The 25,096-nt window shown below is 35.1% G+C and carries 26 protein-coding genes, 1 tRNA gene and 1 pseudogene; 14 read left to right on the top strand and 14 right to left on the bottom strand.

The annotated features are described in order from the left end of the window. Positions 1-72 precede the first annotated feature (72 nt). Positions 73-3,213: a bifunctional proline dehydrogenase/L-glutamate gamma-semialdehyde dehydrogenase PutA gene (gene putA, locus ABWU40_RS02110; protein WP_353279286.1), complete on the top strand. Its 3,141-nt coding sequence runs from the start codon at positions 73-75 to the stop codon at positions 3,211-3,213. Positions 3,214-3,354: 141 nt separating this feature from the next. Here putA and ABWU40_RS02115 read toward each other — a convergent pair. The 9 genes and pseudogenes from ABWU40_RS02115 to ABWU40_RS02155 form a co-directional block, all read right to left on the bottom strand. Further along, positions 3,355-4,498 (bottom strand): annotated as a pseudogene (locus tag ABWU40_RS02115) (transposase). A 266-nt stretch (positions 4,499-4,764) separates the two neighbouring features. Beyond that, on the bottom strand, positions 4,765-5,109 hold the full coding sequence (locus ABWU40_RS02120; protein WP_006279756.1) for a DMT family transporter: 345 nt from the start codon (positions 5,107-5,109) through the stop codon (positions 4,765-4,767). Between the two features lie 16 nt (positions 5,110-5,125). Further along, entirely contained in the window at positions 5,126-5,425 is a 300-nt protein-coding gene (locus tag ABWU40_RS02125) for a DMT family transporter (protein WP_244662759.1), read from the bottom strand. Positions 5,426-5,539: 114 nt separating this feature from the next. After that, on the bottom strand, positions 5,540-6,646 hold the full coding sequence (locus ABWU40_RS02130) for a D-alanyl-D-alanine carboxypeptidase family protein (RefSeq protein ID WP_010082605.1): 1,107 nt from the start codon (positions 6,644-6,646) through the stop codon (positions 5,540-5,542). A gap of 799 nt (positions 6,647-7,445) precedes the next feature. Continuing rightward, positions 7,446-8,204, bottom strand: a complete 759-nt coding sequence (locus ABWU40_RS02135; protein WP_015588843.1) for a cell division protein FtsQ/DivIB — start codon at positions 8,202-8,204, stop codon at positions 7,446-7,448. Next, the gene (locus ABWU40_RS02140; protein WP_041573499.1) at positions 8,185-9,138 is read right to left on the bottom strand and encodes a D-alanine--D-alanine ligase; all 954 of its coding nucleotides are present in this window, start codon (positions 9,136-9,138) and stop codon (positions 8,185-8,187) included. Before ABWU40_RS02140 ends, ABWU40_RS02135 begins: the two co-directional genes overlap by 20 nt. An 89-nt stretch (positions 9,139-9,227) precedes the next feature. Next, on the bottom strand, positions 9,228-9,548 hold the full coding sequence (locus tag ABWU40_RS02145; RefSeq protein ID WP_353279289.1) for a hypothetical protein: 321 nt from the start codon (positions 9,546-9,548) through the stop codon (positions 9,228-9,230). Between the two features lie 87 nt (positions 9,549-9,635). Next, positions 9,636-10,013, bottom strand: a complete 378-nt coding sequence (locus ABWU40_RS02150; RefSeq protein WP_353279291.1) for a hypothetical protein — start codon at positions 10,011-10,013, stop codon at positions 9,636-9,638. A 193-nt stretch (positions 10,014-10,206) separates the two neighbouring features. Beyond that, positions 10,207-10,581 (bottom strand): ferredoxin family protein, encoded by a 375-nt coding sequence (locus ABWU40_RS02155; RefSeq protein WP_141456813.1) that lies wholly within the window; start codon positions 10,579-10,581, stop codon positions 10,207-10,209. Between the two features lie 61 nt (positions 10,582-10,642). Between ABWU40_RS02155 and dprA the strand changes: the two genes are divergently transcribed. After that, the gene (gene dprA / locus ABWU40_RS02160; RefSeq protein WP_015588847.1) at positions 10,643-11,731 is read left to right on the top strand and encodes a DNA-processing protein DprA; all 1,089 of its coding nucleotides are present in this window, start codon (positions 10,643-10,645) and stop codon (positions 11,729-11,731) included. A 223-nt stretch (positions 11,732-11,954) separates the two neighbouring features. Here dprA and ABWU40_RS02165 read toward each other — a convergent pair whose 3' ends face one another. Beyond that, on the bottom strand, positions 11,955-12,683 hold the full coding sequence (locus ABWU40_RS02165) for a triosephosphate isomerase (protein ID WP_015588848.1): 729 nt from the start codon (positions 12,681-12,683) through the stop codon (positions 11,955-11,957). Positions 12,684-12,707: 24 nt separating this feature from the next. After that, positions 12,708-12,780 (bottom strand) — tRNA-Thr (locus ABWU40_RS02170). 78 nt (positions 12,781-12,858) lie between these two features. On the opposite strand from ABWU40_RS02170, the gene rsmA reads away from it, so the two are divergent. The 6 genes from rsmA to secD all read left to right on the top strand — a co-directional run bounded on the left by rsmA (position 12,859) and on the right by secD (position 17,999). Next, positions 12,859-13,671 carry a 16S rRNA (adenine(1518)-N(6)/adenine(1519)-N(6))-dimethyltransferase RsmA gene (gene rsmA / locus ABWU40_RS02175; RefSeq protein ID WP_015588849.1) on the top strand — a complete coding sequence of 271 codons (813 nt, stop codon included), beginning with the start codon at positions 12,859-12,861 and terminating at the stop codon, positions 13,669-13,671. A gap of 116 nt (positions 13,672-13,787) precedes the next feature. After that, complete coding sequence (guaB, locus tag ABWU40_RS02180) at positions 13,788-15,281, top strand: IMP dehydrogenase (protein ID WP_065095043.1); 1,494 nt, start codon at positions 13,788-13,790, stop codon at positions 15,279-15,281. A 63-nt stretch (positions 15,282-15,344) separates the two neighbouring features. Further along, positions 15,345-15,479 (top strand): IS3 family transposase, encoded by a 135-nt coding sequence (locus ABWU40_RS02185; RefSeq protein WP_007548354.1) that lies wholly within the window; start codon positions 15,345-15,347, stop codon positions 15,477-15,479. Next, complete coding sequence (locus ABWU40_RS02190; RefSeq protein ID WP_007548509.1) at positions 15,476-15,610, top strand: hypothetical protein; 135 nt, start codon at positions 15,476-15,478, stop codon at positions 15,608-15,610. Before ABWU40_RS02185 ends, ABWU40_RS02190 begins: the two co-directional genes overlap by 4 nt. Positions 15,611-16,072: 462 nt before the next feature. Beyond that, positions 16,073-16,243, top strand: coding sequence for a DDE-type integrase/transposase/recombinase (locus ABWU40_RS02195; RefSeq protein ID WP_080717647.1), 171 nt, complete (start codon positions 16,073-16,075; stop codon positions 16,241-16,243). A 247-nt stretch (positions 16,244-16,490) separates the two neighbouring features. Beyond that, positions 16,491-17,999, top strand: a complete 1,509-nt coding sequence (secD, locus tag ABWU40_RS02200; protein ID WP_015588851.1) for a protein translocase subunit SecD — start codon at positions 16,491-16,493, stop codon at positions 17,997-17,999. Here the strand turns inward: secD and ABWU40_RS02205 are convergent. Beyond that, positions 17,996-18,781: an enoyl-ACP reductase gene (locus tag ABWU40_RS02205; RefSeq protein ID WP_015588852.1), complete on the bottom strand. Its 786-nt coding sequence runs from the start codon at positions 18,779-18,781 to the stop codon at positions 17,996-17,998. The two genes, secD and ABWU40_RS02205, sit on opposite strands and share 4 nt — an antisense overlap. A 233-nt stretch (positions 18,782-19,014) precedes the next feature. Here ABWU40_RS02205 and ABWU40_RS02210 point away from each other — a divergent pair, with 233 nt between their 5' ends. The 6 genes from ABWU40_RS02210 (at position 19,015) to ABWU40_RS02230 (ending at position 22,278) form a co-directional block, all read left to right on the top strand. Then, complete coding sequence (locus tag ABWU40_RS02210) at positions 19,015-19,830, top strand: hypothetical protein (protein ID WP_015588853.1); 816 nt, start codon at positions 19,015-19,017, stop codon at positions 19,828-19,830. Between the two features lie 62 nt (positions 19,831-19,892). Beyond that, positions 19,893-21,065 (top strand): porin, encoded by a 1,173-nt coding sequence (locus ABWU40_RS02215; protein WP_141456814.1) that lies wholly within the window; start codon positions 19,893-19,895, stop codon positions 21,063-21,065. Between the two features lie 170 nt (positions 21,066-21,235). Beyond that, the gene (locus tag ABWU40_RS02220) at positions 21,236-21,580 is read left to right on the top strand and encodes a transposase (RefSeq protein WP_264707583.1); all 345 of its coding nucleotides are present in this window, start codon (positions 21,236-21,238) and stop codon (positions 21,578-21,580) included. 79 nt (positions 21,581-21,659) lie between these two features. Next, on the top strand, positions 21,660-21,956 hold the full coding sequence (locus ABWU40_RS02225; protein ID WP_244663117.1) for an IS3 family transposase: 297 nt from the start codon (positions 21,660-21,662) through the stop codon (positions 21,954-21,956). Positions 21,957-22,004: 48 nt separating this feature from the next. After that, positions 22,005-22,121, top strand: a complete 117-nt coding sequence (locus ABWU40_RS06300) for a hypothetical protein (RefSeq protein ID WP_406722028.1) — start codon at positions 22,005-22,007, stop codon at positions 22,119-22,121. Beyond that, positions 22,114-22,278 carry an IS3 family transposase gene (locus ABWU40_RS02230; RefSeq protein WP_010082072.1) on the top strand — a complete coding sequence of 55 codons (165 nt, stop codon included), beginning with the start codon at positions 22,114-22,116 and terminating at the stop codon, positions 22,276-22,278. The genes ABWU40_RS06300 and ABWU40_RS02230 overlap by 8 nt, the downstream gene beginning before the upstream one ends. Positions 22,279-22,369: 91 nt before the next feature. Here ABWU40_RS02230 and ABWU40_RS02235 read toward each other — a convergent pair whose 3' ends face one another. Both ABWU40_RS02235 and coaE read right to left on the bottom strand, forming a co-directional pair. Next, the gene (locus tag ABWU40_RS02235) at positions 22,370-23,773 is read right to left on the bottom strand and encodes an NAD(P)H-dependent flavin oxidoreductase (RefSeq protein ID WP_353279294.1); all 1,404 of its coding nucleotides are present in this window, start codon (positions 23,771-23,773) and stop codon (positions 22,370-22,372) included. A 684-nt stretch (positions 23,774-24,457) separates the two neighbouring features. Further along, positions 24,458-25,045, bottom strand: coding sequence for a dephospho-CoA kinase (coaE, locus tag ABWU40_RS02240; RefSeq protein ID WP_006280338.1), 588 nt, complete (start codon positions 25,043-25,045; stop codon positions 24,458-24,460). Between the last annotated feature and the right edge of the window lie 51 nt (positions 25,046-25,096).

A 25,096-nucleotide genomic window follows, 5' to 3' on the forward strand; every position in this document is an offset into this window, starting at 1 on the left:
TGCTCTGCGCAAAGTTATGATATAATTTCACCATACATATGGTGTCGGAGTATTTTTTGGAGATAATTATATATGATAAGCTCTATACAAGAACCTAACGAATTGAGAAAACGTTTACAAGGATTTTATCGTACTGATGAAAAGAGTTATATACGTTATCTTGTAGAAAAAGCAGAGCTTTCGGCTGATTCAAAAAATAGAATTTATAATATTGCAAAACAAGTTATTGAAAAAATCAAACACAATAAATTAAGTATTGTAGATTCCTTTATGCAGCAATACTCGCTTTCCAATGATGAAGGAATAGCATTGATGTGCCTTGCTGAATCGCTACTTAGAATACCAGATGATTATACAATAGACGAGCTAATCAAAGATAAAATTGCCAATCAAGAATGGAGTAAATATTTAGGATATTCTTCTTCATTGTTCGTCAATGCTTCCACGTGGAGTTTAATGATAGGTAGCAGTATATTGAGAGACAATGAAGGCGATTCGAAGTTCTATTACGCAATTTCTAAGTTACTTAAGAATTTAGGAGAACCGATCATTCGCAAAGCAGTAAAACAAGCAATGTCTATGCTTGGTAATCATTTTGTTGTTGGAGAAACCATAGAAGAAGCTTTAAGGTACGCAAAACTAGATGACAATAGTAAGTTTTTATACTCTTTTGATATGCTTGGTGAAGCTGCTCACACAGCTGAGGATGCAGAAGAGTATTTTAATTCATATATGCATTCAATAAAAGCTATAGGTGAATCCACTGAAATAAATGATTGTTTTAAATCCCATGGAATTTCAATCAAACTTTCTGCTTTACACCCACGTTATGAATTCAGCCAATTTGACCGAATTGCTGGTGAGATATTCACTAAGGTTTTAGAGCTCTGCCGCGAGGCAAAAAAATACAACATTTCATTATGCATAGATGCAGAAGAATCAGAAAGGCTTGAAATTTCCTTAATCTTGTTTGAACAATTACGGCTTGATGAATCACTTTCTGAGTGGGAAGGGCTTGGCTTGGCTGTGCAAGCATATCAAAAGAGCGCTTTATCTGTTCTTGACTTTGTTGAAGATGTTGCTATCCGATCAAAGCACAAAATTATGTTGAGGCTTGTAAAAGGTGCATATTGGGATTCAGAAATCAAGCGTACGCAAGAATTGGGATTAAATGATTACTCAGTATTTACAAGAAAAAGCTATACTGACGTATCTTACCTCGTGTGCGCACAGAAACTTTTGAGTAAACCAAACAGCTTTTACCCATGCTTTGGAACTCATAACGTCTATACTTTTGCTTCTATCATGGAACTTGCTGATAAAAACCACCCTGGATTTGAATTTCAACGCTTACATGGAATGGCAAAAGACTTATATGATTATGCAATGTCAGAGCTTGCAACAAATGTTAGCTGTCGTGTCTACGCACCCGTTGGGGAACATAGTGACTTGTTGCCTTATCTTATAAGACGTCTTCTTGAAAATGGAGCTAATAGTTCGTTTGTTAATCAAATAAGTGATCCTAACGTTAAAATCGATGAGTTAATTTCAGATCCACTGGAAAAAGCTATAAATTTTAATTATGAGCCTCATCCAGGCATTCCATTACCACAAGATATTTTGGGACCAGAAAGAAAAAATTCTTTGGGAATGGATATTAGTGATTCTGTGATAGTCTCACAATTTGCAGATGATATAAAGGGTTTTAGTGAAAAAAAGTGGCAAGTTGGACCAATAATTGATGGAAAAGCACTATTTGATAGTGCTGAATTTATCGAAGTAGTGAATCCTGCACATTTAGAAAATGTAATTGGAGAAGTGTCAAATACAACAAGTGTTCAAGCTTTAAACGCTCTTGAAATAGCACATAATGCTTTTACTGAATGGCAGAATGTTTCAGCAGTAGAGCGCGCTAAATGCCTTGAAAAAGCTGCAGATTTGCTTGAAGAAAGGATGAAAGAGTTGATTTACATTCTGATCGTAGAAGCAGGAAAAATTTTATCTGATGCAATAGCGGAAGTAAGAGAGGCAGTGGATTTCTTACGTTACTACGCAACGATAGCAAAAAATGAACTGAGCGACTGGAGAAAATTGCCAGGGCCAACAGGTGAAGATAACTTCATCTTTTTTGAAGGCAGAGGAGTTTTCTTATGCATATCACCGTGGAATTTTCCGCTCGCTATCTTCATTGGGCAGGTTTCAGCTGCACTTGCAGCAGGTAATGCAGTGCTGGCAAAACCGGCAGAGCAAACGCCGATTATTGCCTATGAAGCTGTTAAGATACTACATGAAGCTGGGATATCAAAAAATGTGTTGCACCTCATTCCTGGGGATGGTGGATATTTAGGCAAAATATTAGTTCCAGACAATAGAATTTCCGGTGTAGCTTTTACTGGTTCAACACAAACCGCTCAAATAATTAATAGAATGCTTGCAAATAGGGATGGTCCTATTGTGCCATTTATTGCTGAAACTGGCGGATTAAATGCTATGATTGTTGATAGCTCTGCTCTCTTAGAGCAAGTGACTACGGATGTTTTGCTTTCTGCGTTTCGCAGCGCTGGCCAACGCTGTTCTGCGCTTAGAGTGCTGTTTATTCAAGAGGACATAGCAGAGAAGCAGATAAAAATGATATGCGGTGCAGCGCAAGAACTCAAGATTGGTGACCCAATACAACTTAGTACTGATATTGGTCCAATAATTGATAAAGCATCTATCGATATGCTCACTCAACATACGCAAAAAATGTCAGAGGATAAAGATTCAAATCTGTTATTTAAAGTACCCATGGATACAAATTCTCATAATGGTTATTTCTTTCCTCCATATATTTATGAGATACAAAAAATTTCGCAATTAAAGCAAGAAGTATTTGGTCCTATTTTACATATCATACGTTTTAACAAGTCACAATTAAATGAAGTTATAAGTGATATAAATAGTACTGGATATGGGCTTACGTTTTCTTTGCAGAGTCGTATACAAAGTCAAATTGACACTATAAGTAAAAAAATATCAGTTGGAAATGTCTACATCAACCGTAACCAGATAGGTGCAGCAGTTGGGATACAACCATTTGGTGGTAGAGGACTATCTGGCACTGGGCCAAAAGCTGGTGGTCCTCATTATTTACAGCGTTTTTCTACAGAAAAAGTTGTAAGTGTTAACACTACAGCATTTGGTGGTAACACTACACTTATGTGTTTGGATTAATTTGCGGGCCCTAATTTTTCTTACCCCTAAACTAGACGTTCGTGCAGTTATGTACACAGCGCTAAAATCCGAAAAGGACCAGCTCATGCACTGAAATAAATCGTATCCGTTCAGCCAATGGCGTCAACTTAAGAACTTTCATTAGCAAACTCTCCTAAAGACATGATGGCGTTTAGGCTTATCTACTTTATTGCGGCTGTCCCGGTCGGATTTTAACTTTAGCGCGTATACTTAAAAAGGGCTTGAAAGTTTTTTGGCGCAATAAGTACCTGATAGAGTTTCTGCCTCATTACACCAAATAAAACTGAAAAATTTAAACGATACTCAGTAATTTGATCTGGGTTCCAAGGCCCTTGTGCATCACATATATGAAGCGATAATATATTGCACATGACCAAGTTTGCCCAAAATTCTTGTAATACAGCCTCTCCAGAAAAATTCTCTAACTCTGCTCCTACTTTGAGTCGTTTATAGCACTCCTCTATGTGCCACCTTAACACATAAGCTTTGCTCCAAAGTCTCGGTCAAAAACTCTGTTTCTCAGTTGGCTAATGTCAGCACTATAACTCTTACTTTCTGTCCTTTCATTTTATTTTTTAGCTTTTCATTTTCTAATATAAAATCAAAATCTAATTCGCCAGCGTTCCCATAGCTTACTATAATTTCTTTTTTGCAAGCGAAAAATAAAATCTACTTCCAAATCATAATGCTGCTGAATGAATTTTACTGAAGACGATCATAGATAAATAATAATTTCTCTTGATTTAATAAACGCATTTGAGTGATAACTTCGGGTAATTGCTCTGCCGCCAACGTTTGTTCACCTATATTCCAAGCTGCAAGACGAGCACTACAAATTAGCGAAGTACACAAATCAACAAACAAATTGCCAATGGTGCCTGTTGTTCCATTTGGTTCAAACTCGGATACAATTTCCCCAGAGCTGGGTAATCTCATACCAGAACCATCTGCTGCAATAAGTCTATAGCCTCTCCAACTCAGGTTCATCCTGATAGGCTGTTTGGATGCTTAAATTCTTGAAAGCCTGTATGGCAAATCTTATACCTTGCTTTAGAAAAAGCTTGCTTTGAGGGTACATGTCAATGGCTCCATAAGTTCACATTCTATTCCCAAACTTTTTTTAACTAACTTTAAAATCATAGAAAATACTGTCGAAAAAGGAAGTTTTCTTGTTCGTGTAAAACTCAACACAATGGATTTTCTGAAAAGTTTTCGAGTATATTATATTTTTAATTTGTAGAATAAGGTTTTTTCCTTTTTGCATATTTCACCTAAAAAGGACACATTTTAGACTTCTTTGTTGAAATAAAACAGAAACAAAAGTGCTGTCCCTTGCACTCTTTGGATAATTTAATGATAAAAAATTTAGAGAGAAATTTTATACACTATCGCTGATATTTTTCCTTAAGTTGACGCCATTGTGTGAACGGTTACGGTTTCCCGTCTTCACCATGCTATATAGAAAAAAGTCTGGATTCCAATTTGCATGACAATATGGAGTATCTGCTTCTTTCATCCCAGTGGGATCTTTTATTCCATTTTATCAACAGTTTGTTTTGCAGTATCAAACAATTTTAATCCTATAATCCCGAATGTAACTAAAATAAAGCATATTACTTCGAATAAATTAACTGGTTCATCAAATAGGTAAACTCCAAGTATCGAAGCTCCTATAGCGCCCACTCCAGTCCAAATTGCATAGCATACTCCGATAGGTATAGAACGTGTAGCGAGCGAAAGTAAATATGTACTAAGAGCCATGGAGAGTATGCTAATTATTGATGGTACGAGATGAGTAAATCCATAACTATGCTTAAGTGTTATGACCCAGAACACTTCAATTAGTGACGATAAGAGTAAATATATCCAATTCATGCATAAATTTTTAGGTTTAAATAGAGAGCTTCAGCCCTATGCTTCCTATTACAATTAAAACGATACATAAAACTTGAGATAAATTAATATTCTCTGTGAAAGTGGTTGCACCAATTATAGTTATTCCAATTGTGCATATTCCAGAGGAAACTGCATAGCATACCCTAATAGGTAGAAAGCATGCTGCAAGAGATAAAAAGTAAATGCTAATGATCATAATTACCAATGTTGCAATCGAAGGCACAACTTTAGTAAAACTGTTACTAAACTTTAGCGTTACAGCCCACAGTATCTCTAGGATACTAGACAGCAACAAATACAACCAGCACATTTTCGTAACATTTCAATCTTGTATTGTAACAGAAATTGTTAGTTAAAACTACACTAAAGTGCAATAGATCTCTCTTTCGGAATTGCTTTAATATCAAACTTAAAACAACATCCTAAAAAACTTTTCTACGAAATTCAATTCCTGCACGTCATTTGCTGCATAAAGTGGTGTAGTTTGTTGCTCAATACCTGGTATTTCTACAAAAACTTTGCCCACTTCTTGACCTTTTTTAATGGGTGCAGGTATCATATCTTTATATTCAATACGCACCTTAATTTGGTCATGCAATTTGCGGTTGTAAGTTATGGTAACATCGTTTGCAACTGTAATAGGCACTTTTCTATCTTTTCCATAGAGAACATTTACTTCCTCAACTACGCTGTCTTTAACGAATATTTTCTTAGTGTTAAAATGATTTAAGGAGTATTGTATCAATCTTTTTGCTTCTTCTATTCGCTCTTTCTCAGTGTTTAAACCATTTACGACAGCAAAAATTCTCCTATCATTTCGTTTTGCAGATGCTACAATGCCGTAACCACCAGCATTTGTATAACCGGTTTTTAAGCCATCAACCCCAATATCGTGAAAAAGTAGAAGATTTTTATTCTTTTGTACAATTTCATTATATGTCAAATATTGTTCGGAAAATAAATCATAATATTCAGGAAAATCGGTGAAAATCCTTTTTGCCAGCATTACCAAGTCTTTTGCGTTCATAAAATGATCTTCATCTGGCCACCCGCTTGAGTTGACAAAATGACTGTCATTCAGATTCAAATTTTGTGCAACTTCATTCATTTCAGCCACAAAATTCTCTTCTGATCCTGCAATGCCCTCGGCTAGTGTTATGCAGGCATCATTGCCTGAGACTATTGTAATTCCTTCAAGTAATTCCCTCACCGTAACGGATTGACCTTCTTTCAAAAACATGGAAGAGCCTCTCCTTTCCCACGCTTTTCTACTTACTCGAAATTTATCCTCCATGTGTATTATTCCAGCTTTTAGATAATCGAAGGCTATATATAAAGTCATTAGCTTGCTCATTGAAGATGGGGCCATTTTTTCATCAGAATTATGGTCAAAAATGAATGAGTCTGAAGCTAAATCTAAGACTACTGCTTGCTTTGCTTTGGTTCTAAACTGGTATGAGTATGAAGAAAAAGGAAGTATAAAAACTAATAGCAAAATTACCAATCTGCTTAACATATCTATAATTTTAAATTTATAGTGTACTAATTAATAGTATAATTTTACAGGGGCATTTCAATAGATCTCTTGCATAAAAATTCCTTGACAAACCTCGCCAGTCCCCTTATCATGAAACTGAAGCTATTTATTTATCTTCTCTGTACAGATTAAATGACAAAAAAACTCACGTATCTGGCGTCTCATGTTTAATTTTTTGCACTATGTGCACCTTATGTCTTTATCAAATTTCTGGGTTTTTACCTAATATAAGCTAAAATGCGCTTATAAAGCATTTAAAACATAAAAAAACGCCAACTTAAAAAATGGATAGTGAATAACTAGCTACCCCAGGGCTTCTTTTGCCTTTTTTTTCGTTTGGTAAATTTCTTAATGTTTATAGCTAAACGACAATCGTCATCCCGCTACGTGTTAGCGGGATCTCTTGTTAGCGGCTGAGATACCGCGAATGAATCGCGGTATGACGGTTTGCGACGGCGTGACGATAAGCTCGTCATCCCGCTACGTGTTAGCGGGATCTATGTTAAGGTATGGCGGTTAAATAAGGGATCTATGTTAAGAGATACCGCGAATGAATCGCGGTATGACGGTTCGTGACGGTATGACGGTTCGCGGTGACATGACGATAAGCTCGTCATCCCGCTACGTGTTAGCGGGATCTATGTTAAGGTATGGCGGTTAAATAAGGGATCTATGTTAAGAGATACCGCGAATGAATCGCGGTATGACGGTTCGCGGCGGGATTCCAGTGTCTGGGCACTGGGATGACAGGAAAAGGGGCTACTTGGATGACAGCAGATCACCTCTTCACAAAAATTTTATCAGTAATACGCATATCAATAATACTCCAATCGCTGAAAGTAAAATCAGTTGTATTGTGTAAGTGGTTTAAATAGTCCCATGCACTATAAGGGTTATCTTCAGGCAGTTTTACTGTGGAATCGTTATCAAGTATGATATTCCATCTTCTATTCCCTATATAAGCAAAAGAAGAAATGTGGTCTCTTAATTGAGTTTTACTCTCCAACACATCTCTAACAAATTCTAGGTTTGATAACGAGTTTTGTCCTTTAATTACAACAAGATCATCTACTAGATAGTCATCTACGATCACTTTACCTTCAAAATCAATTACCGAGGTTTTGTTATTATCTTTCCAGAGAGCAAACGGTTTATGCTCATCTATATTAATGTGTAGAGTATTGGGCAAAATTCTGTGAACTCTTACGTGTTTTATCCACCTGCTTACGGATTGTATGTTACCGGCAAGTTTTGAAAGTGATATATACAGGATAGGTTGCGTTCTATCTGTCAAACTTAGAATATCCTTTTTGTTTGTAAATTTATTGCCGCTCACGACTACTTCGTCGATTGAAAATCCACTACTGAGTAATAAACTAGATAGGCAGTCATTATACCAAGTAAAGTAGTAATTAAATCGATTTATTATTTTATCAAGTGAGCTGTAAAGTATTAGCGTAAGAAAAAGTGCTGTGATAATAACCAAGGCACACTTACGCAAAAAACTCCTTTGGCTTCTAGTAATACTGCTCAACATGACTTAAATCCCTAATATTTTTGTGCTGCAAACTATCTTCAATAATAATTTTAACTAATTCATTAAAATTGATTCCTTTTGCCAATTTTGCAATTTCTGGCACTAACGATAACTCAGTAAACCCAGGATGTGTATTAATCTCAAGCATTTTTAAAGTGTTATTTTTGGGATTATAACGGAAATCTGAGCGGGAAATAGTTTTGCATCCTAAAAATTGATGAACTTTCAGTGCGTGTTCCAAGGTCATTTTATATATATTGTTAGGAATTTCAGCGGGAAATATATGTTCTGCAAATCCATCTGTATACTTTGCTTCATAATCATAGAATTTATTTTTTGGTCGTACTTCTATAGTGCCAATTGCTTCATCCAGCAATACAGCAGTATGTAACTCTATGCCCGGTATGTATTCTTCTACGATCATCTTTTCCATTATAGTAGAACTATTATCTTTCAGTTCTAAGTAATCCTCGTGCGAGAAAATTATGTACACTCCAATACTTGAACCTTCATTAATTGGTTTTAAGACGTACGGATAATCGATTTTAATATTATTTTTTAGTAGATCTTCTCGGCTAATTACATAACCTTTTGGAGTGTCGATACTAAGGGACCGAAATATATGCTTTGACATCACTTTATTCATAGCAACAGCAGAAGCCATAACTCCTGAGTGTGTATATTTTATACCTAAAATCTCCAATAAACCTTGAATGCAGCCATCTTCACCATAAGGTCCATGCAGAGCGATAAAAGCAAGGCCCGAATTAATTTTTCTAAGCTTTTCAGCAATGTTACTGTCAACATCTATTTCTATTGCATTATATGAAAGGCTATCGAGCGCCTTCTTTACTGCTTTTCCGCTCATAAGCGATATTTCTCTCTCACAAGAAAACCCACCACTTAAAATTGCTATAGTTGGAACCATAAGCATTCTATGTTTTACTATATAGCATATATAATGGTTACATTAAGCTTATTAAATACCTACTTTGGCTAACTATAAGACCTTCTTACTTTCCTTTAAGCACTTTTTTTATCCACTTCAAATAGCGTGCTCGGCAACGGTACTGGCGTGTTTGCTGCACCTTTATACTGTTCACAGACAAGCTTTTCTAAATCCTCAGCAGATTGTTCTTTTGCTTCTTCTTTTTTCACTACTCCACTAGTTACTAAATCAATTAAGGCTGTAGTGTGTATTATCATTCGATTATTTAGCTCAAATATCTTTTTTGTATCAAGTGAGGGGTTTCTAATTAAGGCAGATAGTGCATGCATATATTTGTCTATATCAGAAAGACTTTTGCTTGTATCATAGTTGCTAACTAATATATATTCCTTCAAACGCTCAATTTCTTCTGGAGTAAACTTGTAAACTTCATCAAGTTTCCTTATTAAAGATATAGTAAGTATTCTACTTAGAACTCTTAATTATCTAATAAATTGTACTCCTTCTCCTTCAGGATAAGACATTTCTTCCTTTTTATATTTCTTGAATAATTCTTGATCATAAGACTTCTTAAAATCTGACATTATTGCCAATGCTAACTCTTTTGAACCTAACTTATAAGCTTCGTTGAAGCTGCTTGCGTTGGCATCTTGTGCACCGCCTGCAGTAATTCCACAACTCCAAGAAATCTTTTTAAACAAGCTATAATACTCTTTTATCATCTCTTCCAGCAATATTTTAATATCATCTTCGGTTAACTTTACTGTTGATAATAGATCACATGTTTTTTCAAGATTACCGTTCGCTTGAAAAAGTAACCCTTCAATCTTTTTAATGGTTTCTCTTTTATTTATACTCATAACTTACCCCCAAGATTTAATGCTAACAGCTAGTTTTATAATCAAATATTTCAAAAGTCAATAAGCCTTTTTCCTTAATCCTTAAATTAATCGATACTAATTTATCAGCATAACAACTTAGATAACGCAACTATTTTCAGCAACCAAAAACAATAACCCTGAAATACAAAAAGTTTCTTTTCCTTCAGCAGTATTATTCTAAATTTTCCTCAAAATAAGTTGTTTTATCCTTTTTTTCCTTATACTCTTCTGCTGTATAGAGAGGTTGCTTCTTAGCTGTGATATTTGGCCATTTTTGTGAGTATTCTACGTTTATGTTGTAAAATGATTTGAAGATTTTTTGTTCACTGTTCAGTAACTCTTCATCTAGTTCTAAAATATCTTTTATGGAATCATCAGTTACAATTGCATCTACTGGACACTCAGGTATGCACACTCCGCAATCAATACATTCATCTGGGTTAATCACGAGCATGTTTTTACCTTCATAGAAGCAGTCAACGGGACATACTTCCACACAGTCCGTATATTTACATTTTATGCATTTATCTGTAACAAAATGCGTCATAAAACACTGTATATTTGCATTATCTTGGGTACACTAAATTGATAAGAAATTCAAGCCTTTTATGAAGATAAATAAATTGAACAACAAAGAATTAGAAGTATGGTTAAGCTTGGCTAGAACTATAGGACCAACAAAGTTTTTTAGTATACTAAGAACACATGGATCGCTAGATGAGGTGCTAAAATATCTCAATAGGGTGGCTAATAATAAGGTGTATGGCATTCAAGATGCACGAGAAGAAATCAATAATGCAGAAAGAATTGGAGCTAAAATTATACCCGCATGTGACCCAGATTACCCTGATCTTTTAAGAAATATCTCTAGTTGTCCTCCTGTAATAACTGCGCTTGGTGATATATCATTATTAAGCCGTGAGATAATTGCAATAATCGGTGGGCGTAACTCTTCAATGAATGGAAGAAATTTTGCCAATAAGTTGGCACTTGATTTAAGCGAAGCTGGTTTTGTTATCGTTTCTGGACTTGCAAAAGGAATCGATACTGCAGCAAACAGTGTAATATACAAAAATCATCCCACTATTGCTGTTACAGCAAGCGGAATTGATGTGGTGTATCCAAAAGAGAATTTTGATCTATACAAAAAAATCACTGGGAACGGTGGGTTAGTAATTACTGAGCTTCCATTTGCTACTAAACCAAAGCCTCAGTATTTTCCTCAGAGGAATCGAATTATATCTGGCCTATCGCTAGGTGTTGCAGTGATTGAAGCATCGAAACGTTCTGGCTCTCTAATAACAGCAGATTTTGCTTTAAATCAAGGGAGAGAGGTGTTTGCAGTTTCTGGTTTCCCTTTAGATTCACGCTGTAGTGGTAGTAATTATTTAATTAAAAACGGTGCTAAGCTTATCGAATCCGCTGATGACATAATAGAGAGTATTAGGTTTAGTCTACCTCCGCAGCAAAAAAAACTATTTGATGTTGAGCACTATGCTGTTAACCAAAAACAAGAAAAATTACAACAGGCAAAATCTGTTATAGTTGATCATATTAACTCTGTACCTGTTGATATAGATGAACTTATATTAGCAAGCGGACTTTCTACCAACATAGCTCTAATGGCTCTTTTGGAACTAGAGTTGGAAAACAGAATAGAGCGTTCCCCGGGGAATAAAATATCGTTAATTTTCTAGATTACTTTAGCTATAGCTAGGTCGTTTTACTAGATGTTCGTACAGATATAGCTAAAGTGGCTTAGGTTTACCTACAATTTGAAAAACAACAAATTCGTCATCCCGCTACGTGTTAGCGGGATCTAGAGATACCGCGAATGAATCGCGGTATGACGTAGGGAAACCTTTCTTGGGTTAGCTATATATGCTTGACACTGAAATGATGTCATTTGTTATAGGATTCTTAGTTGCTGATTTTAGAATTGATAAGAGAAAACTTTTTTTCAACTTGTTGTATAATTTTATAAAAGTGATCGAAATCTAAGCTTGCACTGCCAATTAAAACTCCTGATAAATTTGAGATACTGAGCAAATTTTCTATATTTTCTGAACTGACTGAACCACCATATATAATGTGTTTTTTACTAGTACACAATTTTATTACCTCTATCACCTTAGCAATTGCATCATTATTTGGCACATGACCTGTGCCTATTGCCCATATTGGCTCATATGCTACGGTATATTCACCGTGTGTTGGCAAGCGGTTTTTACATTGATATTCTATTACTTCTTTTGTTTTTTCATTCTTATAATCTTCTGAATTTTCACCTACACAGATAATTGGGTGTAAGCCTGATTCTATTGCTATTTCCGACTTAAGTTTTATTTCACTATCTTTTTCATTAGCCCTTTCAGAATGCCCAAGTATTACGTAAGTACACCCTAGTTCTTTTAACATTTCTGCACTAATTTCACCTGTGTAAGAACCGAACTTTTTATGATGGCAATTCTGTGCTCCTATATTAATATTATTGTTCAACTCTATACTGCTTGGAAATGATGTAAAAGGAGGGCAAATCACTAGCTTAGAGGTAATTTCGTTGCTCTTGTTGTTAAGTTTGCCTATAAAGTCAACAAATGAAGAACGCATTCCATTCATTTTCCAATTTGCTACTATTAAAAAGGACATCAACTTTACTTATATGAGTGAGAGTGCCGGCTGTCGGACTTGAACTGACAACCTACTGATTACAAGTCAGTTGCTCTACCAATTGAGCTAAGCCGGCGTTAAACACATTAATAATATACAATTATCAATGAATTTTAGTCAACTAATTTTTAAAATACTGTATAATGAAAATAATATGAAAAAATTTTTACTGAAGCCAAAAAAGAGTCTAGGGCAAAATTTTATTTTATCGAGTGAGATAACAAAAAAAATAGTCGCTTTAGCTGGTAGTCTGGAGAATTTTAATGTCATTGAAATTGGTCCTGGATATGGTGCATTAACAAGAGAAATATTGGTGCATAATCCAAAGTCTCTACTTTCTATAGAAAAAGATAGAGATTTAGTAAAACACCATGATCAACTGCTAAATGAGCATCAAGGAAAGTATAAAATTATAGAAGCAGATGCACTGCACGTTATAGAAGAAGAGCTGATAGAACGTCCAGTTAAAGTTATTGCTAACTTGCCTTACAATATCTCGGTAGTGTTATTTTTAAAGTGGTTAAATAATATAAAATTTTTTACGAACTTGACATTAATGTTTCAAAAAGAGGTAGCAGATCGCATTACGGCAAGACCCAATTCTAAAGATTATGGTTCCTTATCAGTGCTAAGCCAGTTACTATGTGATATAAAAAAGGAATTTGATATTGAACCTAAAGAGTTTTTTCCAAGACCAAAAATACATTCTTCAGTAATTACAGTAAATCCTTTGCCTATCCCAAAATTTGCAGTAAATTTGGAAACCTTAACAAGATTAACACGTGCTGTTTTTTCTCAAAGAAGAAAGATGCTGAGAAATAGCTTGCAAAATATAACGAACCACGCTGAAACTGTCCTTGAAAACGCTAAATTGAGCGGAAACCAGCGTCCAGAAAACTTAACTATTGAGCAGTTTTGTTTGCTGGCAAATAATGTAGAATGCTTATTTTGCAATAAAATGTATTAGCAACTATATAGCTTTTCTATCTCCTAAAAACAGTTAGAGCTATACAATTAAAGGCTCCTAGCTAATTTTGCCTATTGCAATTTAATTAATTGGCGTATAAGCTTTAAATAAAGCCTATGAAAAAAATGGAAGCTTGTTATTCGTTTGACGATATACTTCTTTTGCCAGCCTATTCTAATATATTGCCTTGCGATGCAGATACAAAAACTTATTTAACAAATAGTATAGAACTAAATATCCCTCTCATATCCTCTGCAATGGATACTGTTACTGAATCGGGCTTTGCAATAGCTATTGCCCAACATGGAGGGATAGGTTGCATACATAAGAATTTATCAATAGATGAACAAGTTTTAGAAGTAAGAAGGGTGAAAAAATATGAAAGTTGGATCGTGTATAACCCAATTACGATTTCACCGGATAAAACAGTTGCGGAAGCAATTTCATTAATGAGAGAGCACAATTATTCTGGCATTCCTGTAGTCGATCAACGCAAGTTAGTTGGAATTTTAACTAACCGAGATGTGAGATTTATTGAAGACCAGAACATGAATGTAAAAGTTTCCGAAGTGATGACAAAAGATAAGTTAGTGACAGTGCGGGAGCAGGGAGTGAATAGTGCCTCAGCAATGAAATTGTTGCATGAAAATAGAATAGAAAAGCTTTTGGTCGTAGATGAAAATTCTTGTTGTATAGGTTTAATTACGGTTAAAGACATTGAAAAATACAATAGATACCCAAATTCATGTAAAGACAGTAAAGGGCGTCTCAGAGTTGCCGCTGCAATTGGCACTGGTAAAAAAGATGGTATAGACAGATGTGAAGCTTTGATCGGAGAAGAAGTTGATGTAGTTGTTGTGGATACTGCTCACGGTCATTCCGAAAACGTTATCAATACCATTAGGGAAATAAAAAAGATGTATCCTAATACGCAATTAATTGGCGGAAACATTGCAACAAAGGAGGCTGCTGAAGCGTTGATTGATGCGGGTGTTGATGCAGTGAAGGTTGGAATAGGACCAGGATCAATCTGTACAACCAGAATAGTTACAGGTGTTGGTGTGCCACAATTCTCTGCAATCAAGAATGTTGCAGAGGCGTGTAGAGCAAGAAACGTCAGACTAATTGCTGATGGTGGGGTAAAATACTCAGGAGATGTTGCAAAAGCTATTGCAGCTGGTGCTGACTCTGTGATGATTGGTTCGATTTTTGCTGGCACTGACGAAAGCCCAGGTGAGATTATTATGTATAAGGGCAGAGCATATAAAGGCTATCGAGGAATGGGATCTATTAGTGCAATGAAACGAGGTTCAGCTAGCCGTTATTTTCAAGATAAAGATTCAAAACTCAAATTAGTTCCACAAGGAGTGGAAGGAAGAGTTCCATTCAAAGGTCCAGCTTCAGGAGTAATCCATCAATTGATTGGCGGATTGCAAGCTGCAATGGGGTATACTGGTAATAGGAATATAGAAGAGATGAAAAAAAATTGTAAATTTGTTACTATTACTGCATCAGGATTAAGAGAGAGTCACGCTCATGATATAGTCATTACACAAGAAGCTCCAAATTATGCTTATCAAACGTCCAATTTGTCAACCGATTCGGAGTAGTCCAGAAAAAGTAGAGAGAAAGTTAAGACGTTTTTGGAGTAAAATAAAACGTTTTTTCAAAATATGACAAATAGAAGAGAATATACAGCAGAATTCAAATTAGAAGCTGTTAAGCTGGTTAAAGAAACAGGTCAAGCAAGTACAAAAATAGCAAAAGATCTAGGTATAGATGGCAGTATGTTAAGTAAGAAAATATGATGGAAAAATGTCTGGAGCATACGCATTTCCAGGCAAAGGCTCCTTATGACAAAGAAAGATTTGATCTAAAAAAAGAGCTAATAAGAGAAAGAGACATCTTAAAAAAAGCCCTGGGCAAAGAAAAAGAGTAAAGTATTCTTTTATATAGAAATTGCTATAAAACACAGGAACTATGTAGGGTTTTGTACTGGTGGTATTGGTTGCTAAGGAAAAAAGCAGTAAAGAATTAGCAAAAGAAGGGCTTCTAGCAGATATTCAAAAAATACATCAAGCATTCTAAATGCAGATATGGAGCCCCTAAAATTCACGCTGAATTAAAAGCTTTAGGCAAAAATTAAAACAGTACAAAGTGTTATGCAAGAAAATGGCATTAAAACCAAGCTTAGACGAAGGTTCAAAAATAAAAAACAGCAAATAAGCAACCGAGTTGTGGCTCCGAACACATTGGATCAAAATTTTACTACTGATCAGCCAAATAAAGTTTGGGATTACCTACATAAAAACTAAAGAAGGTTGTTGGCGGCAATAATTGACCTATATTCACGCATGGTGGTTAATGAGTAACATGATAATTAGTTATAGATTCTTTATTGATGGCCGTTGATAAACGCAAACCCGATAAAAATCTGCTGTTACATAGCGATCAAGGGTCACAGTATACCTCTCAAAATTACCAATTTCTATTGAATACAAAAAACATCATTTCCAGCATGAGCCATAAGGGCTGTTGTTACGATAACTCTGTTGCAGAAAAGTTCACTTAAAAGGGAGCTGCTTATTGATACTTCTCGCTCAACAAACCAGAACTGCCATATTTGAATACATAGAAATCTTTTATAACAAATAACGTAGACATTCTACTATTAACTATTGCATTCCTGCACAATTTATTCTCATGATAAAAACGTCTTAACTTTCTCTCTACTTTTTCTGGGTAAGGTCAAATAGAGAATTTTACAAAAATCTATTTTTAACTTACAATCAATTATTACAATTTTAAACATACAACTTATGTATAACAGACTTATAGTCAAATCTTTTTCAGTATTATGCATCTGTTTATTTGCTTTATACATAACACTGCCAAATTTCTTTGATAATAAGCTTTTTATTTCGAAAAAAAGAATAAACTTAGGCCTTGACCTGAAAGGAGGGGCATCTTTGCTTTTAAACATAGACTTAGACTTCTATTTTAAGGAAAAGCTAAGCATGCTAGCTAACGAAATAAAAGAGACATTGCTAACAAAAAATATTGAATCTAACGTACAAAATAGCGTTATAACTTTAAATAATATTGATGATTATAAAAAAGCATCTGTGTTGATTAATGCGATAAATCCAAATTTAGAGCTAAATAGAAAAGATTCTTCGATTCTCATTTCGTATAAACCCCATTATAAAAATTCTTTGATCAGTGAAGTAGCTGCAGAATCAATAAACAATGTCCAGCGCCGTTTGGACAAACTTGGCACAAAGGAAGTCAGCGTTCAAAAACAAGGGCAGAATAAAATATTAGTGCAGGTGCCTGGAGTAGAAGATACCAAGCAGATAAAATCTCTGCTTGGCAAAACTGCTAAGCTAGCTTTTCATTTGGCAAACACTAACATAGCCAAGGTGCAGGATATAGACCATGAAACCACTGTCATGCTCAAGGATTCTTTAGGTAATTCTTATCCAATATTCCGCAAAACTGAAATAGGTGGTGATTCGCTGGTTAACGCATCAGTTAGATTTGGTCACTTAGGTAAACCAACAGTGCATTTTAAATTTGACAGCATAGCGAGTAAAAGATTCGCAAAAATCACTAAAGAAAATGTGGGAAAACCTTTTGCAATTGTTCTGGATAACACAGTCTTAACAGTACCTACAATACGTGAGCCAATTTTAAATGGAGAGGGAGAAATTAGCGGTAATTTTACTGAAAAACAAGCAAGCGAACTTGCAATACTTTTAAAATCTGGAGCACTGCCAGCACCACTTAAAATAATTGAAGAAAAAAACATTGGCCCAAGTCTTGGAGAAGAATCAATAAAGGCAGGGGAAATGGCAGCAACAATCTCTATTATAGCCGTGGCTTTATTTATAATCATCACTTACGGTAAATTAGGTGTATTGGCCTCTGTTGCGCTTTTTTCTAATGTAATTCTTATATTATCAATTCTCACTCTGCTTGAAGCAACTCTAACTTTACCTGGAATTGCCGGTATTGCACTCACTGTCGGTATGGCGGTGGATGCAAATGTTTTAATATTTGAGCGAATTCGTGAGGAAATAAAATCTGGCAAGAGAGTGGAACGTGCTATTGAAGAAGGGTTTAAAAACGCTATAAAGACAATACTGGATTCAAATATCACTACATTAATTGCTGCAGGAATAATGTTCATTATTGGCAGTGGAGCAATTAGAGGCTTTTCTGTCACTTTATCAATAGGAATTTTATGTTCGATGTTTTCTGCAATCACAGTCACAAAACTCCTGATAGAGTTGTGTATGAACCCGAAGGAACTAGTGCTTTGTTAGTCAACTACCTTCATTCCCACAACGTTATATCCTGAATCAACGTGCAAAATTTCTCCAGTAGTGCCACTACTTAAATCGCTTAATAAGTATAGCGCTGCCTTGCCAACATCCTCTATTGTAACATTGCGTCTGAGCGGAGAATTATTTCTATTCCATTCTGATATGAAGTGAAAATCGCTTATTCCAGAAGATGCTAAAGTTCTGATTGGACCAGCGGAAATTGCATTTACTCTGATATTTTGTGGCCCGAGATCACATGCTATATATTTTACACTTGCTTCAAGTGCTGCTTTACATAAACCCATAACGTTATAATTTGGCATAACTTTTTCAGCGCCATAATAAGATAAAGTAAGCAAACTACCACCACCTGACATCATTTTTTCAGCTCTTTGTGCTAAAGCAGTGAAAGAATAGCACGATATATGCATTGCATTGAGGAAGTTATTCAGTGAAGTATTGACATATTTACCATCTAACTCATTTTTATCGGAGAATGCTATTGCATGCACCAAAAAGTCAAGAGTACCCCATTTTTTCTCTATTATTTCAAAAGCGTTATCTACGATTTTTTCATTTGAAACGTCACAGTGTAATATTAGCTCCACATTTAATTCATCTGCTATTGGTAATAATTTTTCTTTTATTATTTCGTTCTGGTAGGTGATTGCAAGTTCTGCCCCGTGCTCTGAGAGAGCTTTTGCTATACCGCATGCTATCGATCTCTTATTTATTATTCCGGTTATTAATCCCTTTTTGCCTTGTAATAGACTTGTCGTCATAGAACTATCTGTTTTTTTATAATTTGGAATATTAACTAGGTAAAGTCAAGATATCACTATGTTTTAAAATATTTTTTGCAGTAACTTGAAGTCTATAAACAGTAATCTTGATTCTTCTACAACAAAGCCATCCCGTATGACATTTTGTCTATACCTAATTAAGCATATCAATAAGTAAGTAAATCTTAATATAATCTTATTATACTTATAAATACGCTGTATAGAATGAAAGTATGGATGATTTCATAACTGCAAGAAGAAAAGATGATGCTGTGGTATCTGTTTGTCAGGATAATAAGAAAAAAAACGTGTTAATTTTAGGGCTCAATCAAGCCGCAAGGAATTTGTTAAAATACGAGGAAGGGAATTTACTTAATAAGCCGTTAATCAATATTTTAAGTGCAAGAGCAGCTGACGACATGAAGAATTATTTAGAGTATACCGAAAATGGGCACGATTTACTTGATATATTACCTAAAGTGATAGATTTTTCCTTAACTGATGCTAAAGGAGAAGATATCAGGACAAAAGTAAAAGTTTTCCGCACTGCACAATTTGCCAGTAATAAAATAAATTATGAGCTGTTAATACGTGATATCAGTTTGTCCCATAAATTAGGAATCTTTAGAGATGAATATCTAATGGGTAAGAAATATAAAAACCATGACTTATTCGATATACCGGGCAATGAGTCCACTATTTTAGAGTTATACCTTATATTGAATTTCGCCTTTCAACATCAAATTAATGCAGCTATAGGAATAATTGGCTTAAATAGTAGCTGTAGCGAGACAAATGATGCACTGAAAGTTGTCATAGAACATTTTTATAAAAATTGCCGTAGTGATGATTTTCTAGGGTATATTGATGAGAATAAAGTGCTTTTTGTTTTGATTAACTGCGATGTAAAAAGTACATCTAAAATAATTAATCGTATACATTCTGCCATTAATAAGCAGTTATTAATGCAAAAATTACCAAGTGTATCAATAATTTATGGGAATATAGCTCAAAAACAGGCAGCAAAATCTACCAGCGGTGCCTTCTGAAAAGTTGTTTTTTATTTATATTGAGTTTAAACTTAAATTTTTATAAAGATTTAAGGTTATTTATGAAGTTAAAGTACTACCTGGTAGCACTGCTTTCATCATTGTTTTTGCAGAATAGTGCTAGCTCTAAAACAATTTTGGATAAGGAAATATTTTATGCAGAACTAGACGGAAAAATAGATTTGAGATTCGGCTACGCCTTCAACAGAGATTCTTTCAATGCTAAGCCTAAGGATAAAACTTCAAGTTATTCATACTTGCGCTTTCTTTATTTACAGCAAGTTTATCCAAATACTCAAATGGGGGTTAATGTTAAGGCAGGGGTTTCTGGTATTGCAAACCTAAAAGCGTTAGACATAGAAAAGTTAGACATGGAGGAATGGTATTTTATCATAAAAAACCAGGAACTTGGATCAATTGAATATGGTAAAAGAAGTTTAGTTGGTCAGAGCATGTTAATTAACACTTCAAAAATTTATGCAGCTGCTGGAGGAGTAAATGGTCATTGGACAAACTATGCAAATTTGCGCGGTGATCATAAAAAAGATGGTGACCCTGGATATGATCAAGACAAGGTGTTCTGGGTCAAGCCCAATATTTATAGCGATTATAATGAACTCGAACTAGGGTTAAAACAATCATCAATTAACTACATCTCCCCTGAAATCTATAACTTTCAACTCGGATTCAGTTATGTTCCAGGAAAAAATAACTTACAGTACAGCAATTTAATTGCTGCTGGCCTTTCCTATAAAAACAGCTTGTCAGATGATATAGGTTTTACTACTGCCTTAACTGGTGAATTTGCAAGAGAAAATTTAACTGATTGCTCAGATGGGACTTCTAAAAATTATGAATGCCGCAATCAATTACTACACTGGAATTTTGGTTTGAAGCTAAAATTGTTCGATCTTGATTGCATTTTTTCGTATGGTAATGGTGGTAAATCTGGTGAGAAGCGTAATCCTGAAACAAATAATACGTATTATATGAATGCAGGTATCGCTTACCGTTCTGATTCTTACAAATCGAGCTTAACATATTTTAGTAGTGGTAGGGATATTGCAGGCGAAGGTACAAACGAGTTAACATCATATGCTTTAAGTCTTGAAAATTCTCTTTTTTTAGGTACTTCATACTATTTCGATATTGTAAAGTTTAGTACAAAAGAGCCTAAAATAGAAAATAACAACTCTGGTTATGTGTTCTTGGCTGGACTGAAATTAAGTTTTTAATATTGCCTCCTTCCAACACTCTTTTCTGTCATCCAAGGTAACCGTTCACAGATTTCCACTTAATTTTTCAATCTCACTCATGGAGAGGCCAGTAAACTGACCTTACCCAGAAAAAGTGGAGAGAAAGAAAGGAGTTTTTTTGGGTAAAATAAAATTTTGGAGGATTAGAAATGGCAAGAGAATATACGGCAGAATTCAAATTGGAAGCTGTTAAGCTGGCAAATGAACAAAGAAAGGTAGGTCAACCAGTTGCAAAAGTAGCAAGAGATCTAGGAATAAGGGATAGTGTATTAGGAAAATGGATGAAGAAATATAACGAAAAAAAGTCAGCGGCAAATGCATTTCCAGATGTAGCACCTTATGACAAAGAGAGGTTTGATTTACAAAGCAAGAGTAACAAGGGAAAGAGACATTTAAAAAAAAGCCCTGGCCAGTCAAAAAGAGTAAAATATTTTTTCATAAAAGAGCATAGTAAACACTATAAAGTGCAGGAATTATGTAGGGTTTTCTGCTAGTGGCTACTATAAGTGGACCACAAGAAAAATAAGCAGTAGAGAATCAGCAAATAAAGAGCTACTCGAAGCTATTCAAAAAATATATCAAGTTTCTAAATGTAGATATGGAACTCCTAAAATTCATGCTGAATTGAAGGCTTTGGGTAAAAGTTGCAATTTGAAAACGGTGCAAAGTATTATGCAGAAAAATGACATCAGGGCTATACTGAAAAGAAAGTTTAAAATTAAAAAACAACAAACAGATAATAGAGCTGTAGCTCCTAATATACTAGATCAAAACTTTATTGTTGATCAACCAAATAAAGTATGGGATTACTTACATCAAAACCAAGGAGGGATGGCTATATTTGGCAGCAATAATTCTCACGTATGGTAGTTAATGAGTAGTGCAATAAATAAACAATTGGTTATGAACTCTTTATTAATGGCCATTAATAGGCGTAAACCTGTTAAAAATCTACTGCTGCACAGTGACCAAGGTTCACAATATACTGCGCAAGGGTATCAATATCTCTTAGCTGTAAAGAATATAGATGAGTAATAAAGGCTGTTGTTACGACAATTCTGTTGCAGAAAGCTTCTTTAGCTCATTGAAAAGAGAAATACTTATTGATACTTCACAACACTCTGCTCAACAAACTAGAACTGCAATATTTGAATACATAGAAATTTTTTATAACAAACAACGTCACTATTAACTATTGCATTCCAGAACAATTTGATGCATCATTCTTTTTGTAAAAAACATTCCACACTTTCTCTCCACTTTTTCTGGGTAAGGTCACTGACTCAATACCCAGTCAATATCCTTTCCACCAGTTCTTTTACTGCCGGTACGTAGCCATTCTCATAAAATGGATCTTGCTTAAATTTGTACACATTGTGCCCGGAAAACATGAGTTCGTTCTCAATATCACCATCGTGTATAACGTTTTGCAGTGTTTTTTGTATGCAAAAACTACGCGGATCTGGCTTTCGTCCTGTTGAATGGTCACCATGATCTTTCCAATTGCTAAACAAACAATGGCTCAAACATCCCATACAATTGATTTGATCTTCTCTTATTTGTTTAAATTTATCTGGCGTCACAAAAATAACAGTTGAATCTGGGGTTTTCATTGCTTCTGTGTACCCTGCTTTAGTCCATGTATTTGCCAGTTCTTTGTATTTTGCAGTAAGGTAGATCTTTCTACCTCTGCTACCCATTGCAAATTCATTATTAAATTCTTCGCTAGCATTTTCTGAAAACTTTATTTGACGTGAATTCCGTTCCTGCAACTCACGTATGAAGTTATTTTTTACTGCAGATGAGTAAAACCCTGTTGGACTGAATTTATTTAAAAATACATCACCTTCTTCTAAAGTGAGTAGCTTCTTTTTCCACTCTGCAGAAATTGGGCTTTCTTTCGTCAAAAGTGGACGAGTGCCAAACTGAAAAGCTATTGGTCCAATTTGCAGATTGTTAAACCAATGTTCCCAATCTTTCAAATGCCACACTCCTCCTGCCATAACAATTGGTGTTTCTGAAAGACCGATCTCGTTCATGAAAGATCTAAGCTCTGCAACTCTTTCAAATGGAGCCTGTGGTAGCTCTGGATCTTCACTGTTACTGAGTCCATTGTGCCCTCCAGCAAGCCATGGATCTTCATACACTACTCCACCAAGCAAATAGGAAGATATTCTTTGGTAAGCACGCTTCCATAATGCTTTAAAAGCACGCACCGATGAGATAATAGGGTAATAATAAACCTGATATTTAGCTGCAATTTCTCCAAGCCTATAAGGCATACCAGCACCGCAGGTAATACCATGAATCAAACCTTTCGCTCGTTCTAATATGCCATGAAGCACGCGTTCTGCTGCTCCCATCTCCCAAAGTACATTCATGTGTATTCTTCCATGACCTTTTGATATTTCATTTGCTATTCTTGCCTGACTAATTCCAGCTTCAATACTATACTCAATCAATTCACTATGCTTTTCATTTCTTGTTTTGCCTTTATAAATTAGTGGCACTAACTTGCCATTATCATCAATAAGCTTAGCATTTGCACCAGAAAATGTACCCACAGCATCTGCTGCAGCAAATGCTCCGCTTGATCTTCCATCACTAACTGCAATGCCTTTGCCGCCCTCGATGATTGGCCACACTTCCTTTCCTGAAATTACTATCTTTTTTATCTTATTTTTCAAAACTTCCTCGCAATCTTTCACTCTATTTTACTTAATTACTAAAAAAATGATAGCTGTTTATTTTTTCTTGTATCATTAAAGCTTCTATAGCTACTCATGCTGTTGTAGTTTGAGAGCAGTTCCCATCGGAAGGGTGTCATTCCAGTGCTTGACACTGGAATGGCTTTGTTGCATCGCTAGCTATGATGGATTAAAGATAAAAAAGATAGTGAATATCAGTAGCTTATTATTCTGGTATTTATAACAAGAACGGTCAATGAATACCTAAATTTGAGTAAAAGAAATTTCACTACCATTTACCAATCCGGCTAAAATTCAAGAATTTCAATGCTTTAGCTATTTTCAATAGAATTAAATTTATTAATATAAATAACAAATTACTATTCTTAAATTTGATCAGATTGATTGCAAAAAAACAAGATTTTCAATAGGTTGCTTATAATCCTAACTATAGTTAGCCTTTCATAAGTAGCGATGCAACAAAGCCCACTGGAATCCAGTTTTTGATCAAAAATGTTGCTATAGTGCACAATCAATTTTCCTGGATCCCAGTGTCTGGGCACTGGGATGACACCATAGGGGGCTACTTGGATGACAGGGGAGGGAGGCTGCTGGGATCCTGACAACCGTCATCCCGCTGCTTGTTAGCGGGATCTAGAGATACCGCGGCGGTATGACGTAGAGCTACGTGTTTAGGTTTAATGAATCCACTATATCTTTTACTTGAGAAAAAACATACTCTTTGCTTACACTGGTATCGATAATAAAGTCACTCATCTTCCTTTTCTCCTCAATAGATAACTGAACATCGGAGATTAGATTAAGCTTTTCTTTATCTATGTTGCGTTCGTTAAGTCTTTGAGCTTGCACAACGCTATCTGCATGAACAAAAACAATAAGGTCGCAATATAAATAAAATTTTGTTTCTAATAGAAGTGGCACATCTAAAACTAAAAGTTTTCTATCGATCTTTTTTTCCTTGGCAATAAAAAATTCTAATTCACGCAGCACAGCAGAGTGAACCAAAGATTGAAATTGTTTCCAATTTTCATCGTAGGCTAAGAAATATTTAGACAGTACTGTTCTATCTATTTCACCATTTACTACCACTCCAGGAAAATTTTTCTCTGCATAACTTATTATGCTTTTATCCACTTTATAAAGTTGGTGTACAACAGAATCAGCATCAAATACAACAGCACCAAACTCTTGAAAGCAATTAGCTACAAAGCTCTTTCCTACCCCAATTCCGCCTGTTAGACTTATAATCATATAACAAAATACATTCGACTTCTTTTGAAACTATAGCTAAGGTTTCTCTAT

The organism is Wolbachia endosymbiont (group A) of Cydia amplana, assembly GCF_964028495.1.
In the GTDB taxonomy this organism is placed as follows: Bacteria; Pseudomonadota; Alphaproteobacteria; order Rickettsiales; family Anaplasmataceae; genus Wolbachia; species Wolbachia pipientis.

Bases quoted from the DNA above. Each gene is read 5' to 3' on its own strand.
- ABWU40_RS02130 (WP_010082605.1), bottom strand. From the start codon at position 6,646: ATGTTAAGCAGATTGGTAATTTTGCTATTAGTTTTTATACTTCCTTTT.
- ABWU40_RS02165 (WP_015588848.1), bottom strand. From the start codon at position 12,683: ATGTCCTTTTTAATAGTAGCAAATTGGAAAATGAATGGAATGCGTTCT.
- dprA (WP_015588847.1), top strand. From the start codon at position 10,643: ATGAAGATAAATAAATTGAACAACAAAGAATTAGAAGTATGGTTAAGC.
- ABWU40_RS02140 (WP_041573499.1), bottom strand. From the start codon at position 9,138: ATGCTTATGGTTCCAACTATAGCAATTTTAAGTGGTGGGTTTTCTTGT.
- ABWU40_RS02135 (WP_015588843.1), bottom strand. From the start codon at position 8,204: ATGTTGAGCAGTATTACTAGAAGCCAAAGGAGTTTTTTGCGTAAGTGT.
- ABWU40_RS02210 (WP_015588853.1), top strand. From the start codon at position 19,015: ATGGATGATTTCATAACTGCAAGAAGAAAAGATGATGCTGTGGTATCT.
- ABWU40_RS02220 (WP_264707583.1), top strand. From the start codon at position 21,236: ATGGCAAGAGAATATACGGCAGAATTCAAATTGGAAGCTGTTAAGCTG.
- ABWU40_RS02185 (WP_007548354.1), top strand. From the start codon at position 15,345: ATGACAAATAGAAGAGAATATACAGCAGAATTCAAATTAGAAGCTGTT.
- ABWU40_RS02120 (WP_006279756.1), bottom strand. From the start codon at position 5,109: ATGAATTGGATATATTTACTCTTATCGTCACTAATTGAAGTGTTCTGG.
- guaB (WP_065095043.1), top strand. From the start codon at position 13,788: ATGAAAAAAATGGAAGCTTGTTATTCGTTTGACGATATACTTCTTTTG.
- ABWU40_RS02150 (WP_353279291.1), bottom strand. From the start codon at position 10,013: ATGAGTATAAATAAAAGAGAAACCATTAAAAAGATTGAAGGGTTACTT.
- rsmA (WP_015588849.1), top strand. From the start codon at position 12,859: ATGAAAAAATTTTTACTGAAGCCAAAAAAGAGTCTAGGGCAAAATTTT.
- ABWU40_RS02205 (WP_015588852.1), bottom strand. From the start codon at position 18,781: ATGACGACAAGTCTATTACAAGGCAAAAAGGGATTAATAACCGGAATA.
- ABWU40_RS02230 (WP_010082072.1), top strand. From the start codon at position 22,114: ATGAGTAATAAAGGCTGTTGTTACGACAATTCTGTTGCAGAAAGCTTC.
- ABWU40_RS02190 (WP_007548509.1), top strand. From the start codon at position 15,476: ATGATGGAAAAATGTCTGGAGCATACGCATTTCCAGGCAAAGGCTCCT.
- ABWU40_RS06300 (WP_406722028.1), top strand. From the start codon at position 22,005: ATGGCCATTAATAGGCGTAAACCTGTTAAAAATCTACTGCTGCACAGT.
- putA (WP_353279286.1), top strand. From the start codon at position 73: ATGATAAGCTCTATACAAGAACCTAACGAATTGAGAAAACGTTTACAA.
- ABWU40_RS02155 (WP_141456813.1), bottom strand. From the start codon at position 10,581: ATGACGCATTTTGTTACAGATAAATGCATAAAATGTAAATATACGGAC.
- ABWU40_RS02215 (WP_141456814.1), top strand. From the start codon at position 19,893: ATGAAGTTAAAGTACTACCTGGTAGCACTGCTTTCATCATTGTTTTTG.
- ABWU40_RS02195 (WP_080717647.1), top strand. From the start codon at position 16,073: ATGGCCGTTGATAAACGCAAACCCGATAAAAATCTGCTGTTACATAGC.
- coaE (WP_006280338.1), bottom strand. From the start codon at position 25,045: ATGATTATAAGTCTAACAGGCGGAATTGGGGTAGGAAAGAGCTTTGTA.
- secD (WP_015588851.1), top strand. From the start codon at position 16,491: ATGTATAACAGACTTATAGTCAAATCTTTTTCAGTATTATGCATCTGT.